Source organism: Mesorhizobium sp. CA14, assembly GCF_020165195.1.
Lineage (GTDB): Bacteria > Pseudomonadota > Alphaproteobacteria > Rhizobiales > Rhizobiaceae > Mesorhizobium.
Genome location: NZ_JAIUHR010000039.1, coordinates 25,171 through 41,115 on the forward strand (window position 1 = coordinate 25,171; position 15,945 = coordinate 41,115).

16 protein-coding genes and 3 pseudogenes are annotated in these 15,945 nt (G+C 62.1%); 12 read left to right on the top strand and 7 right to left on the bottom strand.

The features are described 5' to 3' along the window. Positions 1-231: 231 nt before the first annotated feature. On the bottom strand, positions 232-654 hold the full coding sequence (locus LB565_RS27800) for a DUF6894 family protein (RefSeq protein WP_224589283.1): 423 nt from the start codon (positions 652-654) through the stop codon (positions 232-234). 217 nt (positions 655-871) lie between these two features. Here LB565_RS27800 and LB565_RS27805 point away from each other — a divergent pair, with 217 nt between their 5' ends. After that, positions 872-1,087: a hypothetical protein gene (locus LB565_RS27805; protein ID WP_224589284.1), complete on the top strand. Its 216-nt coding sequence runs from the start codon at positions 872-874 to the stop codon at positions 1,085-1,087. A gap of 62 nt (positions 1,088-1,149) precedes the next feature. Here the strand turns inward: LB565_RS27805 and LB565_RS27810 are convergent, their stop codons facing one another. From LB565_RS27810 to LB565_RS27815, 3 genes are all read right to left on the bottom strand, one after another. Continuing rightward, on the bottom strand, positions 1,150-1,404 hold the full coding sequence (locus LB565_RS27810) for a hypothetical protein (protein WP_224589285.1): 255 nt from the start codon (positions 1,402-1,404) through the stop codon (positions 1,150-1,152). A 530-nt stretch (positions 1,405-1,934) separates the two neighbouring features. Then, positions 1,935-2,183 (bottom strand): PAS domain-containing protein, encoded by a 249-nt coding sequence (locus LB565_RS30075; protein ID WP_411970699.1) that lies wholly within the window; start codon positions 2,181-2,183, stop codon positions 1,935-1,937. Continuing rightward, on the bottom strand, positions 2,159-3,220 hold the full coding sequence (locus LB565_RS27815; RefSeq protein WP_263488678.1) for an EAL domain-containing protein: 1,062 nt from the start codon (positions 3,218-3,220) through the stop codon (positions 2,159-2,161). Before LB565_RS27815 ends, LB565_RS30075 begins: the two co-directional genes overlap by 25 nt. A 147-nt stretch (positions 3,221-3,367) precedes the next feature. Between LB565_RS27815 and LB565_RS27820 the strand changes: the two genes are divergently transcribed. Both LB565_RS27820 and LB565_RS30080 read left to right on the top strand, forming a co-directional pair. Then, on the top strand, positions 3,368-4,027 hold the full coding sequence (locus LB565_RS27820; RefSeq protein WP_224589286.1) for a cupin domain-containing protein: 660 nt from the start codon (positions 3,368-3,370) through the stop codon (positions 4,025-4,027). Continuing rightward, positions 3,949-4,335: a helix-turn-helix domain-containing protein gene (locus tag LB565_RS30080; RefSeq protein WP_224589287.1), complete on the top strand. Its 387-nt coding sequence runs from the start codon at positions 3,949-3,951 to the stop codon at positions 4,333-4,335. Before LB565_RS27820 ends, LB565_RS30080 begins: the two co-directional genes overlap by 79 nt. Here the strand turns inward: LB565_RS30080 and LB565_RS27830 are convergent. Beyond that, entirely contained in the window at positions 4,332-5,186 is an 855-nt protein-coding gene (locus tag LB565_RS27830) for an AraC family transcriptional regulator (protein WP_224589288.1), read from the bottom strand. The two genes, LB565_RS30080 and LB565_RS27830, sit on opposite strands and share 4 nt — an antisense overlap. Positions 5,187-5,268: 82 nt before the next feature. On the opposite strand from LB565_RS27830, the gene LB565_RS27835 reads away from it, so the two are divergent. The 9 genes and pseudogenes from LB565_RS27835 to LB565_RS27875 all read left to right on the top strand — a co-directional run bounded on the left by LB565_RS27835 (position 5,269) and on the right by LB565_RS27875 (position 14,741). Continuing rightward, positions 5,269-5,655 carry a hypothetical protein gene (locus LB565_RS27835; protein WP_224589289.1) on the top strand — a complete coding sequence of 129 codons (387 nt, stop codon included), beginning with the start codon at positions 5,269-5,271 and terminating at the stop codon, positions 5,653-5,655. 165 nt (positions 5,656-5,820) lie between these two features. Then, positions 5,821-6,739 (top strand): annotated as a pseudogene (locus LB565_RS27840) (NADP-dependent oxidoreductase). Positions 6,740-7,117: 378 nt separating this feature from the next. Then, entirely contained in the window at positions 7,118-8,287 is a 1,170-nt protein-coding gene (locus LB565_RS27845) for an ROK family transcriptional regulator (RefSeq protein ID WP_224589290.1), read from the top strand. After that, positions 8,284-9,537, top strand: a complete 1,254-nt coding sequence (locus LB565_RS27850) for a M20 family metallopeptidase (protein ID WP_224589291.1) — start codon at positions 8,284-8,286, stop codon at positions 9,535-9,537. Before LB565_RS27845 ends, LB565_RS27850 begins: the two co-directional genes overlap by 4 nt. A 32-nt stretch (positions 9,538-9,569) precedes the next feature. After that, on the top strand, positions 9,570-10,631 hold the full coding sequence (locus LB565_RS27855) for a substrate-binding domain-containing protein (RefSeq protein ID WP_224589292.1): 1,062 nt from the start codon (positions 9,570-9,572) through the stop codon (positions 10,629-10,631). 57 nt (positions 10,632-10,688) lie between these two features. Further along, positions 10,689-11,750, top strand: coding sequence for a substrate-binding domain-containing protein (locus LB565_RS27860; protein WP_224589293.1), 1,062 nt, complete (start codon positions 10,689-10,691; stop codon positions 11,748-11,750). Between the two features lie 43 nt (positions 11,751-11,793). Then, positions 11,794-12,765 carry an ABC transporter permease gene (locus LB565_RS27865; protein ID WP_224589294.1) on the top strand — a complete coding sequence of 324 codons (972 nt, stop codon included), beginning with the start codon at positions 11,794-11,796 and terminating at the stop codon, positions 12,763-12,765. A gap of 13 nt (positions 12,766-12,778) precedes the next feature. Further along, on the top strand, positions 12,779-13,978 hold the full coding sequence (locus LB565_RS27870; RefSeq protein ID WP_224589295.1) for an alanine racemase: 1,200 nt from the start codon (positions 12,779-12,781) through the stop codon (positions 13,976-13,978). 10 nt (positions 13,979-13,988) lie between these two features. Further along, a complete protein-coding gene (locus LB565_RS27875) occupies positions 13,989-14,741 on the top strand; it encodes an ATP-binding cassette domain-containing protein (RefSeq protein ID WP_224589296.1) in 753 nt (250 codons plus the stop codon). Between the two features lie 182 nt (positions 14,742-14,923). Here LB565_RS27875 and LB565_RS27880 read toward each other — a convergent pair. Continuing rightward, positions 14,924-15,103: pseudogene (locus LB565_RS27880) on the bottom strand (D-glutamate cyclase family protein); the annotation flags it as partial. A 72-nt stretch (positions 15,104-15,175) separates the two neighbouring features. Beyond that, a pseudogene (locus LB565_RS27885) lies at positions 15,176-15,489 on the bottom strand (ABC transporter permease); the annotation flags it as partial. Between the last annotated feature and the right edge of the window lie 456 nt (positions 15,490-15,945).

The window sequence follows — 15,945 nt, forward strand, 5'->3', positions numbered from 1 at the left end:
TATACGCAAATTTCGGAGATGTGCGTACAAAGCTTAAAAGGGAAGGGTACGAGATACGGCAATTGGAGGGGATGGCCCTTCGGAAACAAATCAACCAGCTCATAAAAAATGCGAGGGAAACCACCGGCAGGACCTAGAGAGAGCTTTCCATCATTAGACGCTGGATCCTTCAGGGAGCGTGCCAATCTAAGCGGTTTCTTAGCAGCGCTGCACATAGCGCGGCGCGCATAATTACTTGTTGCGGCGAAGCCGTTCGACTTCGCCCTCAGCCACCGAAAAGAGGCTGTCGAGCCCATCCATTTCCAACGCAAACCCGTCCTCTGGAAACTCTCGGCGTAGCTCACCAAGTTGGGTTTTGGTGCGGGAGAGTGCTTCTTCCCAGCGGTCCTCACCGGGCTGGTGCTCGCCGGCCACATCTTCGACCATCCACGCCGAGGCGAGCTTGAGGGAGGCTCTGAAGATGTAGCGCCCGGCATCGTCGCGTACCTTGACAAAGCAGGTCCGCATACGGCCGTTGGGCAGTTCCTCACGGGCGATGTCTGGCAATACCTCGACCGCCCTGCTGCTCACCTCTGCCAGGGATGAACATTCAACGCCCGAGTCGTCTCTCATCAACTCGCTTCCATCGTCAATATCGAAAAAGAACAATGGCATAAGCGGATACTCTGAGATGTTCTCCAGGTCTCTGAGCCGAACTTTTCACCTAAATAAACGTTCCCGCGCGCGCTCTAAAAGGCCGCTGCTTGCGACCAACCTCAAATGTGAATGCGGACCATTTCTGGAAGGCCTAAAGATCGTGCGTCGTCCGGTTTATCATGGCACACGGACGCTGGGAGCGAATAGCACTCTCGTCCAAACCTGAGGCGCTGAGATGCACACCCAAATCCTCGAATCGTCCGACCTCGAAATGCTCACGCGCGTTCTGCACCACCTATGCAAGCAGGAGGGGCATCGACTGGACTCGGACGATGCTCAGAACGTCGCCGCCAAACTGGTCTATCTCTTCCAGAGCGGGATGGTCGATGAGTTTGACCTCATGGACACCATGGCAGCCAGGTCGCGCGAAAACCTACGACGCTTTGGCTGAACAGGCGGCTTGTCGGATGGCAAATTGGTCAACTGCATTGTGCCGGATCGCAAGCTTCTAGGTCACCCAGGCGACCGTGAAAGCCGCTTTCTGTTCGCCCTAATCTTCCCGCCGCAGTAACTTGCGAGCTTGTCTGCTGATGCGCCCATGGCGAGCATCACAGTTGCGCGGCCGGCAGCCTCGATTTTTTCACTGATCATCAACTTTGCTTCGCGTTCAGCCGCTTTGCCGCCGCTGGCAATTCGCATACCTCGAAGCCAGATCACTTGCTGCGCCTCCAGTATGGAAAGAGAGAGATCGACCCATGGGTTGAACATTGAGCGCTCCTGATCGGCATGAGAGAACGGCAATTTCGCTGGTCGGTTCCGCCGAAGGCAGTTCGAAAGCTTCTCTCTGGGAGCGAGTTCAAGGAAGAAGCCGAACGTTCTGCTGCGCACGGCTCGGGCCGACTCCTTTCTCAGTTGGACACAAAGCCTGCCGTCCCGTTTTCGCTCGGATCGGCCGTTTGAAAATCCTGCTCGGAGCAGGGATTAACCCCGTTTTTTAGCGAAAGCCCAAACCATCAGCAGGTATTCCTCGTGAGGCCAGCGCAACATGCCTTTGATCGAGTGAGTAGTAACCACTCGGACGCCAAATATGGGCCAAGGGCCATTTCCGGACATTCACGGCTCAAGGCCACCGCTATGCGATCCGATTCCCGACTCGGTCAGGATGTCGCGCATTATCACACCGGCGTCGTGCTCGGAGGGAGATTGAGGCGCAGTATTTCTTCTGCGCGCTGTTGGTTTTCCCGCTTCAATTCATCTTTGCCGTTTGGCATGGCCGCACTCCTTCAGAACGGCGATGCTCAACTCCGCGGAAACGCGGGAGGTTCAAAATGGCCGTTGGTTTTGGACGCGGTCACAGACTCGTGATGCGTGACGTCAACGACCGCAACTGAAACGCCGATGACCTCTCCTGTCGGGTCACGAACCGGTTGATAGGATGACTGCAACAGTCGGGCGGGCCTCCCTGCCACTGGGCTATGGCGAGTTCTGATGTCTTTTATGATCTCGCCCGCGAGCGCTCGCCTTAACCGCGGTTCGACATTTTTGATTCTTCCGGAAAGACATCAGCGACGGCGCGGCCGAGAAACGCAGCGGTTGGTAGGCCTTGCATTTCCGCCAGGCGTTCGTTGACTGCGAGGTACCGAAGTTCGCGATCGAGGAACGCCAAGCCGACCGGCGCTCCTTCGTAGAGCGCCTTCAATTGCCAGAGACATTGGATCGGCATTGCCTCCAGCTGCAGCGCGACCTGCTCCGCAATCTGTGCGACGGAGTTTAGCGCTACGACCGACTGCCCGTTTTTCAGAAGCGCTTCCGCCTCAGCTGCCGGGGCCGGCCGGCCGAATAGCCATCCTTGTCCATTGCCGTAGCCAAGACAGCGAAGCATTTCCAATTGACTGTCGTTTTCAATACCTTCTGCGATGGTCGCGAGTTTGAGACTTTGGCAAAGGCCCATCACTGCTGCGACGATTTTTCTGCTTTCTGTTTTAGTGCACAGTGTGCGCACAAAAATCGCGTCGACCTTCAAGATATCGAACGGCAACTCTTGTAGGTGACGAAGTCCTGAGTAGCCGGTGCCGAAGTCGTCGAGCGCGAGATGAGCTCCGAGCGACCGCAGATGCCCCAAGATCAAGCGCGCTAAGTCGATGTCATCGACCACGGCGCTTTCGGTAATCTCTAGCGTCAGTCTCTGAAACGGAAATCGCGCTTGTTCCAAGATGCCGGAGATCTGCTTGGGGAGTCGCGAATCATGCAACTGCCGGGGTGAAATGTTCACCGAAAGCCGGAGGTGGGCTGGCCAATTCGCTGCATCGATGCACGCTTGGCGCAAAAGTCGTTCGGTTAGCGCGCCGATCAGCCCCAGTTTTTCGGCTGCTGGGATGAATTCCGCAGGGCCGATGTTTTGTCTGATCGGATGTTGCCAACGCGCCAGTAGCTCGAAGCCTTCGATGCGCCTCGTCTGCAGATTCACAATCGGTTGGTAGTAGGGAACGATTTCATTTCGATCCAGTGCGCGCGCCAGTTCACTCGCCACATTCCTGCCTTCCGTCCGACTGGTGAGCATGGCGTTGCCTCTGTTGACGGACATCCCAGCAATTCCGAATTCGGGGCCTCCGCATTGCCTCGTCACGAGCATTTCGTTGCGAAGCAAACCTCCTTATATTTAACGTGAGCGCTCATCCAAGAATCGGCCGACTGGGAACAATTGATCGGCTCGAACAGAACGGAGGCGGTGATGAATACGACTGTCTCGACCGCGGACGTTCACCCGCGCGATGCGTTTGACTACTGGCATGAGGAACTTTGCAAGAAGGTCGTGCCGCACGATTGCACGCCTGAAGATCGGCAAACCTTCAGCGCCAAAACTCAGTCCGCGCCTCTGGCCGACATTGCTCTCGTGCAGTACGAGAGCACGCCGATGGAAAACGATGTTACAGGCCGCCATGTTGCGCGGGCGAACTCGGACGAGGTCTTGATTCGCCTGCAAACCGCCGGAATTTTCTTGTTCGAGCAGGACGGCCGCGAAGGCGTGCTTGAAGCCGGCGATATCTTATTGTTCGACACACGCCGACCGTTCCGAGGGAGATACTTAGACGGTGCGAAGGAGCTGATTCTCAAAGTTCCGCGGCGCCAATTGGAAGCACGCATCGGTGATGTGCGGCAGGCGGTCGCTCGCCCGATTAAGCGTCTAGAAGCGGAGCACGGTTTGACATCGAGCTACCTCGCGATGCTGCCCTCCGGCCGGTGGATGCTGCCGCTGCAGAACTCGTCAGGGATCATGCACTGGATCTTGTCGCGCTTTCGCTGGCGAAAGCGATGGATCGAAAACCGCGCCTATCGTCTGCCCGCTCTCTTGTTCTTGTCAACGTGCGCGTTGCGGTCGAAGCGCGGCTGAGCGACCCGTCGCTTGACGCCGCGGCGGTTGCTGCGGCCGCCGGAGTGAGTGTCCGGTATGCCAATAGCGTGCTTGCCGAGGACGGCACGTCGATCACGCGTCTAATTTGGTCCCGGCGCCTTGAGCGTTGCCGAAGAGCGCTAGAAGACCCAAAACAAGTGCATCGGAGACTGAGCGAGATTGCCTATAGCTGGGGATTTTCCGATATGACGCATTTCGGTCGCAGTTTCAGGGCGGCTTTTGGTTTGTTGCCTAGCGAATACCGCCGGGTCGCACAGACCACTGCCGTTGATTGTACGGATGCTTAGTGCCGAGTTCGTCGATTAGCGAGATCTATCCCGAAGCGCGTCGACTCGCGCGGCGGCTTCCCGGTCAGCCGACTGAATACGCGCGAGAAGGCGGCCGCGCTGTCGTAGCCGACCTGCGCCGCGACACTCTTGACCGGTTTGCCCTTGCCGAGAAGCTGGCGCGCGATCGTCATGCGCCAGACCGTCAGGTACTCAATGGGCGTCAGCCCGACCAGTGTCCGAAAATGATCGGCGAACCGCGTGCGTGACATGCCGGCGACGTCGGCCAGATCCTCAAGCTTCCAAGGCTTCTTCGGCGCCTCGTGCATCGCAGTCAGTGCCTTGGCCAGGCGTGGGTCGGCGAGGCCGGCAAGCACGCCGGTCGAAATGGCACCGCTCTCAACCACGTGACGCACGATTAGGATCAGGAGATAGTCGAACAGCCGGTCGAGCGCCGCCTGGCGGCCACCAGCTTCGGAGAATGCTTCGCCGACCAGCAGATCACAAACCGGGCCTAGCGCCGGATGAGCAGCGAGCGGCAGAACCACACATTTAGGCAGGCCCCGGCCAATCGGGTTGCCCTCCGCACCCCCGAGTTCGACGGTCGCGCATACAAGGTCGGCTCCGCGCTCGGGATCAACTGCGAAACTGTGAGTCCGCCCGCGCGGTAAAAACAGCAGGGTCGGCTCAACGAGTTCGAGGTCGGCTTGTCCGTCCTGGGTGACCGTGAGCGCGCCTGCCTTGAACAGGTGCAAATAGCCCACACCAGTGAACTGCAACGTCTGGCACAGGTTCCCGGTGAAGAACGTCCGGGCCCTCGGGGTTACGTGGGCGAACAGGGCAGCGAAGGGATCCATCGGGACGATCAGCAAAATTATTGGCACCAAGCGTCACCCATAGTCTTCCATATGAGTGGTGTGCAAGTCCATAGTCCTTGATCAACCGGAGAGTGTCATGAATATTCGCTTCGTCACAAAGACCGTTCACGCCTTCCTCGACTATCCCGTCGCCCTGAGCCTGATGGCAATGCCGTTCCTGCTCGGACTTGGCCATGCCAAGCCGCCGGCGATCTGGGTGTCGGTAGCAACCGGCGCCGCCGCCCTCATTCTGACCCTGTTCACCAATCACAAGACCGGTGTAGTCCGGGTGCTGCCGTATGGGCTGCATGTCGCGACTGACCGCCTCGTCGGCATTACTTTCGTCGCCGTGCCATCCGTGCTCGGCCTGCAGGGGCTGGACGCCTGGTACTACTGGGCGAACGGTGCTGCGGTTCTCCTCGTCACCTTCGTGCTCAACGCGCCCGAAAGCGGGGAGCGCGCGCTGAAGACGGCGCACCCCTAAGAGCCCTTGCTAACATGATGCGGCAGCGGGCGAGTTAACCCTCGGCCAAATCCTGCCGACGGAAAATGGCTGACGGTTGCCATTTCGTCGGCGGATGATCTGAGTGATGGGGCGAACTTCTTCCCCTGCAACCGAACCAGCAAAATATCTGAGGAGACAATTCCCATGAAAGCAATCGTTGTTAGAGATCAGACGGCGGGGACAGCCGGAATGAAGCTCGTGGAGCGGCCCGAGCCGCGGGCCGCGATAAACGACGCAGTCGTTCAGGTTCATGCAGCGGGATTTGTCAACACCGAACTGGAGTGGCCTTCTACTTGGGCGGATCGGGCCTTTCGTAATCGCACGCCATCAATCCTGGGCCATGAATTGGCCGGTGTGGTCACTGCCCTCGGCTATGGGACAACCGGGCTTTCAATCGGTCAGCGGGTATTCGGCCTGTCCGACTGTGCATCGCGACGGCACACTCGCCGAGTATGTCGCCATGGAAGCCCGCAACCTCGCGCCGCTGCCCGGCGATGTCGACTTCACGGTGGGCGCGAGTCTGCCGATCTCCGGCTTGACCGCATGGCAGGGGCTGTTCCAGCACGGCCGCCTTCAGGCGGGACAGAGCGTGCTTGCGCATGGCGCGGCCGGTGCTGTCGGTTCGATCGTGGCGCAGCTCGCACGGGAAGCCGGAGCCTATGTCATCGGCACCGGGCGCGCCGCCGACCGCCAGAAGGCTCTCGACTTCGGTGTAAATGAATTCGTCGACCTCGGAAATGACACTCTGGAGGACATCGGCGGCGTCGATCTGGTTTTCGACGTCATCGGCGGCGATATCCAGAGGCGGTCGGCAGCCCTGATCCGGGTCGGAGGAACGCTTGTGACCGTCGTCGGACCGACGGATGTTCGACCCGTCGACGGCTTGACGGTTGACTTCGTCGTAGAGGCCGATCGCGCCCAGCTATCCGAGCTAGTCCAGCGGATACGGGACGGACGGCTGCGGACGAACATCGGCAAGGTCTCGAGCCTGGATGATGCCGTTGAAACCTTCAACTCCACCGAGCGGCGCTCGGGAAAGACGGTCATTCGCATTCGTCCGTGAGGCGATTTCCTATGCGGATGGTCCGCTTCAGCCAAATGCCTCCTGTTGAAGGACAGCCGGCTTACGGCCCATTCCAGACATTCAGTCTGATCGCGCTTTGGCGAGCCGGTTTGCGCCTCGCCCCTACTAGGCCCTATGCCTGGCTATTCCCCGAAGGAGACGTCGTCAGCGTGTGGAGCGTGGCGTCACAGAACGGGGCCACCTTCGGCAGCCGCTCCAAGCATCCAAAAGCGGCGTAGGAGCGCCGCCAAGCTCTTTTGCTGCAGCTGTTACCTTGACAGTCGGAGCTTCAAGGGCAATAGTTCGGTCGTAGAACGAATTAAGAGGCCTTCCGCGATCGACACGCCGCGCATCTCCCGCAAGTTTTCGCAGCGGTCGGTGATGGAAGCGATTGTGCAAGGCGGCCCGATCTCGCGGGCATCGATCGCCAAGCAGACCGGGCTCTCTAAGCAGACGATTTCGGAGATCGTCAGGGTGCTGGAGGAGGAGGGCTGGGTGCAGGAGACAGGCCGTACCAGCGGCCATGTCGGGCGCACCGCCGTCACCTATGAACTGGTCCACGATGCCGCCTACATCATCGCCGTCGACCTCGGCGGCACCAAGGTGCGCGTGGCCCTGACCGACCTCGCCTGCCAGATCTTCGCCGAGGCGTCGACGCCGACCGATTCGCGCGGAGGCCAGTTCATCGTCGACCAGATCGCAGCACTTGCCTTCCAGGCCGCTGCCCGGGAGCGCATCCCGCGTAAGAAGATCCGCCTTGCCGTCGTCGGCGCGCCGGGCGCGCCCGACCCCACGACCGGCCGCATCCTGCTCGCGCCCAACATTGCCGGTTTCGACGCCATGAATGTGCTCGACGCCTTCGAGAAGGCGCTCGGCGTCGCGGTGATGATCGAGAACGACGTCAATCTCGCCGTGCTCGGCGAGAATTGGCTGGGCCAAGGCCAGGGCATCGACAATCTCGCCTATATCGCGCTTGGCACCGGCGTCGGCAGTGGCCTGATGCTGGGCGGCCATCTGGTGCGCGGCGCCACCCATGCGGCGGGCGAGATCGGCTTCATGCCGATCGGCGCCGATCCCTTCGCGGTGGAATCGCTGCGCATCGGAGCATTCGAACGGGTCGTGGCGACACATGCGATGACGGAACGCTACCGGTCGCTGACCGGCAAGCAGCTGGCGGTGCCAGCGATCTTCGAGAATGCGGGCCAGGGCGACAAGGATGCGCTTGCCGTGCTTGACGAAACCGCGCGCTTTCTCGCGCAGGGCATTGCGGCCATTTCCGCCGTGGCCAATCCCGAAAAAGTCATTCTCGGCGGGTCAATCGGCCTCAGGCCGGAAATCCTATCGCGGGTGCGGACCTTGATGCCCCTCTGCTTCCCCTATCCCGTCAAGGTCGAGGCGAGCGAGCTGGGCGCACGTGCGGCCCTGATCGGCGCGGCCGCGATCGGTCTTGGTCAGTTGCACAACACGCTGTTCGGCGTCGATGCCCCGGACGGACGGATTTCGCTTCCCACCGCCCAGGCTGCTGCATTGAAGGAGGCCGCGCTGTGACCAGCAATCTCGTTGCCCGCCTGCGAGCCGTGCTCGACGCCGACCAGGCGCTGGCGCTCTTCCGCGGCGCCATCGGCCGCCAGAGCATCACTGGCAACGAGGCGAACTTCGTCGACTTCCTCCAAACGACGATGGGCAACCTGAGCCTGAGCGGCCTGACCAGGACTGACTTCCTTCCCGGCCGCCCAAACATCTGGGGGGAGCGCAAGGGAACGGGCCAGGGCAAGCGTCTGCTGTTCATCGGCCACACCGACACCGTCCATGTCGACGGCTGGCGCGAGCATTGGGCTGGCACTGAGCGTGAGGATCCCTTCGCCGCCCCCGTAATCGGCGCCGCTGTCTGGGGCCGCGGCTCGGGCGATCTCAAGGCGGGCATCACCGCCTCGCTGGCGGCCCTGTCGCTTCTCGATAGGGCCGGCATCCGCCTCAAGGGCGATGTCGCTTTTGCATTCGTGGGTGACGAGGAGAGCGGCCAGCCCGGCACTGGCCTATCCGCCGGCATCAAGCATTTCGTCGGCCGTATCGAGGCTGGCGAGGTCGCGGCGCCCGATTTCACCGTCTATGTCGAGCCGACTCGGCTCGCCGTCTATGCCGCGCAGATCGGCTTCTTCATCAGCGACATCACGGTCACCGGCAAGTCGGCCTATTTCGGCGTGCCGGAGCTCGGCAAGGATGCGTTGCGCGCCGCCCATGCCGCCATGACGGCGCTGTGGAAGCACTCGGATGAGGTGGCCGCCCGCGCCAAGCACAAGCTCACCGGACGCGGCTTCCTGCTGATCACCGGCCTTACCGGCGGCGGCTATATCGCGGTGCCCGAGCGATGCACGCTGTCGCTGATCCGCAAGCTCCTGCCGGGCGAATCCCTCGACACGGCCGCCGCCGAGATCGAGGCCGCGGTGCGCGGCGCTATCACCGATCCCGAGATCACCGTGGAGTTCGCCTATCCGGCCGGACGCGATCACAGGCTGGGCGGCACCGCCGCCGAGATCGATGAGACGCGCGTCGAAGTCGCCATGCTTTCGCAATCGATGGCGGGTGCCATGAGCGGACGCGGCGTGATCGAGGGCGCGCCCTTCTGGTCGGAATCGTCGTTCTTCGTCAACCGGTTGGGCATTCCCGCCGTCTATTGCGCGCCAGGCGACATCCGCAACTGCCACACTTTCGAGGAGCACGTCGATGTCGAGGAATACCTCGCCGGCATCGTCGGCTTCGCAGCCTTCATGGCGCGCTATTGCGGCGCGGCCGACTGAATGATCAACGAAGCAGAAATGGGAGACTGAACATGCTGATGAAGAAATGGCTTGCCGCCGCATTCGCCGGCGGATTGATGCTGACGACAACCGCCGCCTGGGCGCAGACGGTCGGTCCGCAGGGCGAGACCGCCACGCCGAGCTCCAGCCTGACGCTGAGCGATGCCGACATCGCGGCGCTGAAGGACAAGGGCTATAAGGCTGCCCTTCTGTGGCACACCTCTTCTGACTTCACCAATGCGGTGACCGCCGGCGCCACCGACGAGTTCGCCCGCGCTGGCATCTCGATCGCGGTCAAGACCGACGCGCAGTTCGACGCCGCCCGCCAGCGCAGCGACATCGAAACCGCCTTAGCCGCCAAGCCGAACGTCATCCTGGCCTTGCCGCTCGACCCCGTCACCTCCGCCGAAGCATTCCGCCAGGCGGTCAAGGATGGCGTCAAGCTGGTGTTCCTGTCCAACCTGCCCAAGGATTACAAGCAAGGCACCGACTACGCCTCGATCGTTACCGACGATCTCTACCAGATGGGCAAGCAGGCTGCCGACGCGATGGCCAAGGCCATCGGCGGCAAGGGCAAGGTCGGCTATATCTTCCACGACGCCAATTATTATGTCACCAACCAGCGCGACCAGTCCTTCAAGAAGACCATCGAGAAGGATTATCCCGACATCAAGATTGTCGCCGAACAGGGCATTTCCGAGCCGGCCCGTGCCGAGGAACTCGCCAATGCAATGCTGCTGCAGCATCCCGATCTCGACGGCATCTATGTGACCTGGGCCGAGCCCGCCGACGGCGTGCTTTCGGCCCTGCGCGGCGCCGGCAACACGCATACCAAGATCGTCACGCTCGATCTTGCCGAGCCGGTCGCCCTCGACATGGTCAAGGGCGGCAATGTCGCGGCACTCGTCGCCGATAAGGCCTATGAACTCGGCCGCGCCATGGCCGCCTCCGGCATAAAGTCCCTGCTCGGCCAGCAGACGCCCGCCTTCGTCGTGGCGCCGGCGCTGACCGTAACCAAGGAAAATGTCTCCCAGGGCTGGAAGGATTCGCTGAACCGCGACGCACCCCAGTCGGTGCTCAACGCGGCGAAGTGAAGCCGACGCTCCGGCCCGCTAGGCCGGAGCTCTTCCTGAACAAAAAGGGGAACCGACATGCGCAGAGCATTGAGCATCATGACTATATTGGCGAGCCTGTTGGCCGCTCACGCCTTCGCCGCCGAAGGCGTGACCACTGGCCCGAACGGCGAGAAGCCGGTTCCGGCGGCCTCTCTGACGCTGACGGCGGCGCAGGAGCAGCAGATCAAGGACGGCAAGTTCACCGCCGCCCTCGTCTGGCACGAGATGAGCGAGTACACCAACGCCGTCAACGCCGGGGCGCGCGACGAGTTCAAGCGCCTCGGCATCAAGGTGGTGGCGCAGACCGACGCCGGCTTCGACGCCGCGCGCCAGAAGGCAGATGTCGAGACGGTGCTGGCCAAGAAGCCGTCGATCATCTTGTCGCTTCCGGTCGATCCGGCGACGGCGGCCGCCGTCTACGATCCGGCCCGCCAGGCCGGCGTCAAGCTTGGCTTCGTCGACAATTGCCCGGCCGGCTACAAGCAGGGCTCGGATTACGTCACGATCGTCTCCGACGATCTCTTTCAGATGGGCAACAAGGCCGGCATCGCCATGGCCGAGGCGCTCGGCAAGAAGGGCAAGGTCGGCTACATCTTCCACGACGCCGACTTCTACGTCACCAATCAGCGCGACGGCGCCTTCAAGAAGACGATCGAGCAGGACTATCCGGAGATGAAGATCGCCGACGAGGCCGGCATGGCCGACCCAGCGCGCAGCGAGGACATCGCGCAGGCGATGATCACCCAGCATCCGGACCTCGACGGCATCTATGTCACCTGGGCCGAGCCGGCTCTCAGCGTGCTCGCCGCGCTGCGTGCCGCCGGCAACAAGCACACCAAGATCGTCACGCTCGACCTCAACGAACCGGCCGCGCTCGATATGGTCAAGGGCGGCCGCGTCGCGGCCCTTGTCGCGGACGAGGCCTACTCGATCGGCGTGACGCTGGCGCGTGCCTCGGCAGGTTCCCTGGTCGGCCTGAAGGCCGAGCCTTTCTATGCCGTCGATTCCATTGCCGTCACCAAGGAGACGGTGAAGGAAGGCTGGAAGAAGTCGCTCAACAAGGATGTGCCCGCGACCATCGCGGACGCCATGAAGTAAACGCCGTGGCAGGCTGCGAAGCACGCATCATCGGAGATCGAACATGTCCAGTGCCAACACCAGTACCGAGGTGGGCAGCCTCGCCAGCCGCTTCAATCTGCAGCAATATGTCGTCTATCTCGGCTTCCTGGCGATCTTTCTGTTCTTCGCATTCATGCTGAGGGACAGCGGCTTCCTCACCGTCCGCAACCTCTCCAACATCGTGCTGCAGACGGCGCCGGTGACGATCATGGCGATAGGCCTCGTCTTCGTCATGTCGGCCGGTGAGATCGACCTTTCGATCGGCTCGATCGTCGCGGTGGCGGCGCTCGCCGCCGCCGTCACCATCGCCTCCTATGGGATGGCGGCGGGCATCGTCGCCGGCCTGGGTGCGGGAATCCTGATCGGCCTCATCAACGGCGCGCTGGTCGCCTATGTAAGGCTGCCGTCCTTCCTGGTGACGCTAGCGACGATGGGCCTGTTCGCCGGTGTCTCGCGCTCGATGACCGATCTGCGTTCGATCTCGGTCACCGACGAGACCTTCACCGGTTTCTTCGGCTCGGGGTCGCTGCTCGGCGTGCCGTCGCTGATCTGGTGGACGGTCATCGCCATCGCCATCGGCCATCTCGTCTACCGTGAGACGCGTTTCGGCGCGCATGTGCTGGCGACCGGCGACAACGCCCGCGCGGCGAGCGTCTCGGGCATCAGCGTGCCCAAGATCAGGCTCGCCGTGCTCACCATCAGCGGCGGGCTTGCGGGGCTTGCCGGACTGCTCTACGCCGGGCGCCTGCAAGCGGCGAAATACACGCTCGGCGAGACCGATCTGATGACGGTGATCGCTGCCGTCATCGTCGGCGGCACGCTGCTCAACGGCGGCAAGGGCTCGATCGTCGGCGCTCTCGTCGGCTCGCTGATGATGGGTATGCTGAACAACGGGCTGATCCTGATGGGCCTTTCGGTCTCCGACCAGATGATCGTGCGCGGCCTGATCATCCTCACCGCCGTTGCTGTGTCGCTGCGCGACAAATCCCGCTGAAGGAACCTTTTCCATGTTTCTCGACGTTCTGCGCCGCCGCAACCCCGCCTTCATCGAGGCGGCGATCGGCCTTCATCAGCAGGGCAAGCTGCCGGCCAACGCCTATGTGCTTGATCTCGACACGGTCGAGCGCAATGCAAAGTTGCTCAAACAGGAAGCCGATCGGCTTGGCCTGAAGATCTTCGCCATGACCAAGCAGGTCGGCCGCTCCTCTTCGTTTTGCAAGGCCGTGATGCGCGGCGGCATCGAACGCGCGGTCGCAGTCGACATGGCCTGCGCGCGCGCCACACACAACGCCGGCATGAAGCTCGGCCATCTCGGCCATCTGCAGCAGATCGCGAAATTCGAAGCCAATGCGGCAGCAAGGATCTTCAAGCCGGACTACTGGACCGTCTTCAACGACATCAAGGCCGAGGAAGCAGGCAAGGGCGCCAAGGCGGCCGGCTATGTCCAGGACCTGCTTGCCCGTATCGCGGCCGACGGCGACATTTTCTACCGAGGCCATGAAGGCGGCTTCGACGCCGGCGAAATTGTCGCCGTCGCCGATCGTCTCGATGCTGTTCCAGGCGGCCGCTTCGCCGGCATCACCACCTTCCCTGCCTTGCTCTTCGACCATGCCGCGCGAAAAGTGCTGCCGACACCCAACCTGGCGACGCTGAGCAAGGCCGCCGAGGCGCTCGCCAAGGCCGGCCGCAAGGAGATCGAAATCAACGCGCCGGGAACCACGTCGAGCGTCATGCTGGCCGCGCTGGCGGAAGCCGGCGCCACGCAGTGCGAACCCGGCAACGGCCTGCACGGCACCACGGCCCTGCATGTCATGGAAGACCTGCCGGAACTGCCTGCCGTGCTCTACCTCACCGAGGTATCGCATCTGTCGGGCGGCAAGGCCTACTGCTTCGGCGGCGGCTTCTATATCGACCCGATCTTCCCTGATTACGATGTCAAGGCGATCGTCTCAGCCGAGCCGACGACGGGTGCTGAGGCGCTGCGCAGCGTCGAGGTGCCGCCGCCTTCGGCGATCGACTACTACGCCATGGTCGACGCCTCCGGCGCGAACGCGCCGAAGCCGGGCGACAGTGCCGTCTTCGGTTTCCGCGGCCAGGCCTTCGTCACGCGGGCCTATGTCGTCGGCGTCTCAGGCATCTCCGGCGCGGCGCCGAAGGTGGAAACCATTGAAAACGGCTTCGGTGATACCAGAGCCTGGCCGGTTTAGGACGACGATAATGGACACAACGGCAAGCGGGCGAGCCCCCGTCCTTCAGCTCAAGGATATCCGCAAGCATTTCGGTGGCATTACCGCGATCGAGAATTTCGCGCTCGAGATTTATCCGGGCGAGATCGTTGCGTTGGTCGGCGACAACGGCGCCGGCAAGTCGACGCTGGTCAAGATCGTCTCCGGCGTGCATGCCCCCTCGTCGGGGACGATCACGATGGAGGGCCGGGAAGTGACGATGGCGAGCGCAACCATGGCGCGCTCGCACGGCATCGAGGTGGTCTATCAGGACCTGGCGCTCGCCGACCAGCAGACCGTCTACATGAATCTGTTTCTCGGCCGCGAGCCGGTCAATCGGTTCGGCCTGCTCGACCGCCGTCGGATGATCGACGAGACCGACAAGCTGGTGAAGGAACTCGACGTTCGCATTCCTTCCGTGCGTGCCACGATCCGCAACCTCTCGGGCGGGCAGCGTCAGGGCGTCGCCATCGCGCGGGCGACGCATTGGGCGAGTAAGCTCATCCTCCTCGACGAGCCTACGGCCGCGCTGGGCGTCTCCGAAACCGCCAAGGTGGAAGAGACCGTGCGCTCGCTGAAGCAGCGCAACATCGGCGTGCTGATCATCAGCCACAGCCTCGACCAGGTGTTCCGGCTCGCCGATCGCATCTGCGTCTTGAGGCGCGGCCGGCAGATCGGCATTCGCAACGCGGCGGAGACCGACAAGAACGAGATCATCGCGATGATCACCGGCCTGCAGCATTAGCAAGCCAACTCGGGACCGATTTGCCTGCGAATACCAACGAGTTGGAAATCGGCTTGTGTCTGGAACGCCTGACCCTGAGCGGCAGGCGCATCGTTTCGAGGCGATGAACGGCGCTGGTCGTCGGCGGCGCTGGTCGATGTGGTGCGGATCAATGGGGAGTGAACCAGCCGTCGCCGCGCCACTCAAACGGAACGGGTACGGAAAACCCTGAACTGTTCATCACAGCGAGAGTCGCGGGCATTCGGAAAGCGCGCCGTGAAAGCGCGAACCTGCTCGACATAGCAACGCTCTATCGGGCGCATCGAGACGACCGTTTTGCCACCAAGCGGTCCAGCCCGCCAAGTCTCGATCCCAGTTCGAAACTCGGGGTGGTTCCATGTTCAGCATACCGTATTCTCTAGTTCTTTGAGTTCTCCGTGCATCAACACGCCCGGTTAGCCCGCCGGCCGGAACGGCTTCGCCAGCGTCGCCGGAAAGTGCAGCGCAAGCATCTGGCGGTTGTGCGAGATCAGCACCAGCACGATGATTGTCACCAGATAGGGCAGGGCTGATAGCAGTTCCGAACCTGCAGCCCCAGCGCTTGCCCCTGCAATTGCAGGATCGTCATGCCACCGAACAGCCAGGCGCCGAGCAGGATGCGCAGCGGCCTCCATGTGGCGAACACCACCAGCGCCAGCGCGATCCAGCCTTTTCCTGCCGTCATGTTCTCGACCCAGAGTGGCGTGTAGGCGACAGACAGATACGCGCCGGTGCGTGAACCGCGCAAGGAATTCATCGGTCCGGATGAAATGGCCATGCTCGATCGGGTGATGAAAAACCTTTCTCCCTGCTGACGCTGAGGCCGCAGAGGGGGAATGGTTCGCGTCCCTCCTGCTCCGCGCTGTTCAGGCAGGCACCACGGACGAGGCAGCTCCGACGGCTCGCATGGCCAAGAGCATCCGCCCCCACTCCGCACGCGGCTGCTAAGGAACGTTCGATCTGCCACCTAGTTGAATGAATCTGCGGCGTCGGTTGGTTCGTCCGCATGAGGCAATAGAGAACTGGAGTCGCTATGCGCCGAATGGTTTTGGCTATTGCTGCCATTTTGGACTCGACCGCGTTGGTGTGGTCACAGCCGTGGCAGCATTGTAACCGGTGTTCTCAGGCCACGGCTTTGAGTTGCGCGGGGGCATATGCCCAAGGCAGTAGGTGGTCGAGCTGGTTT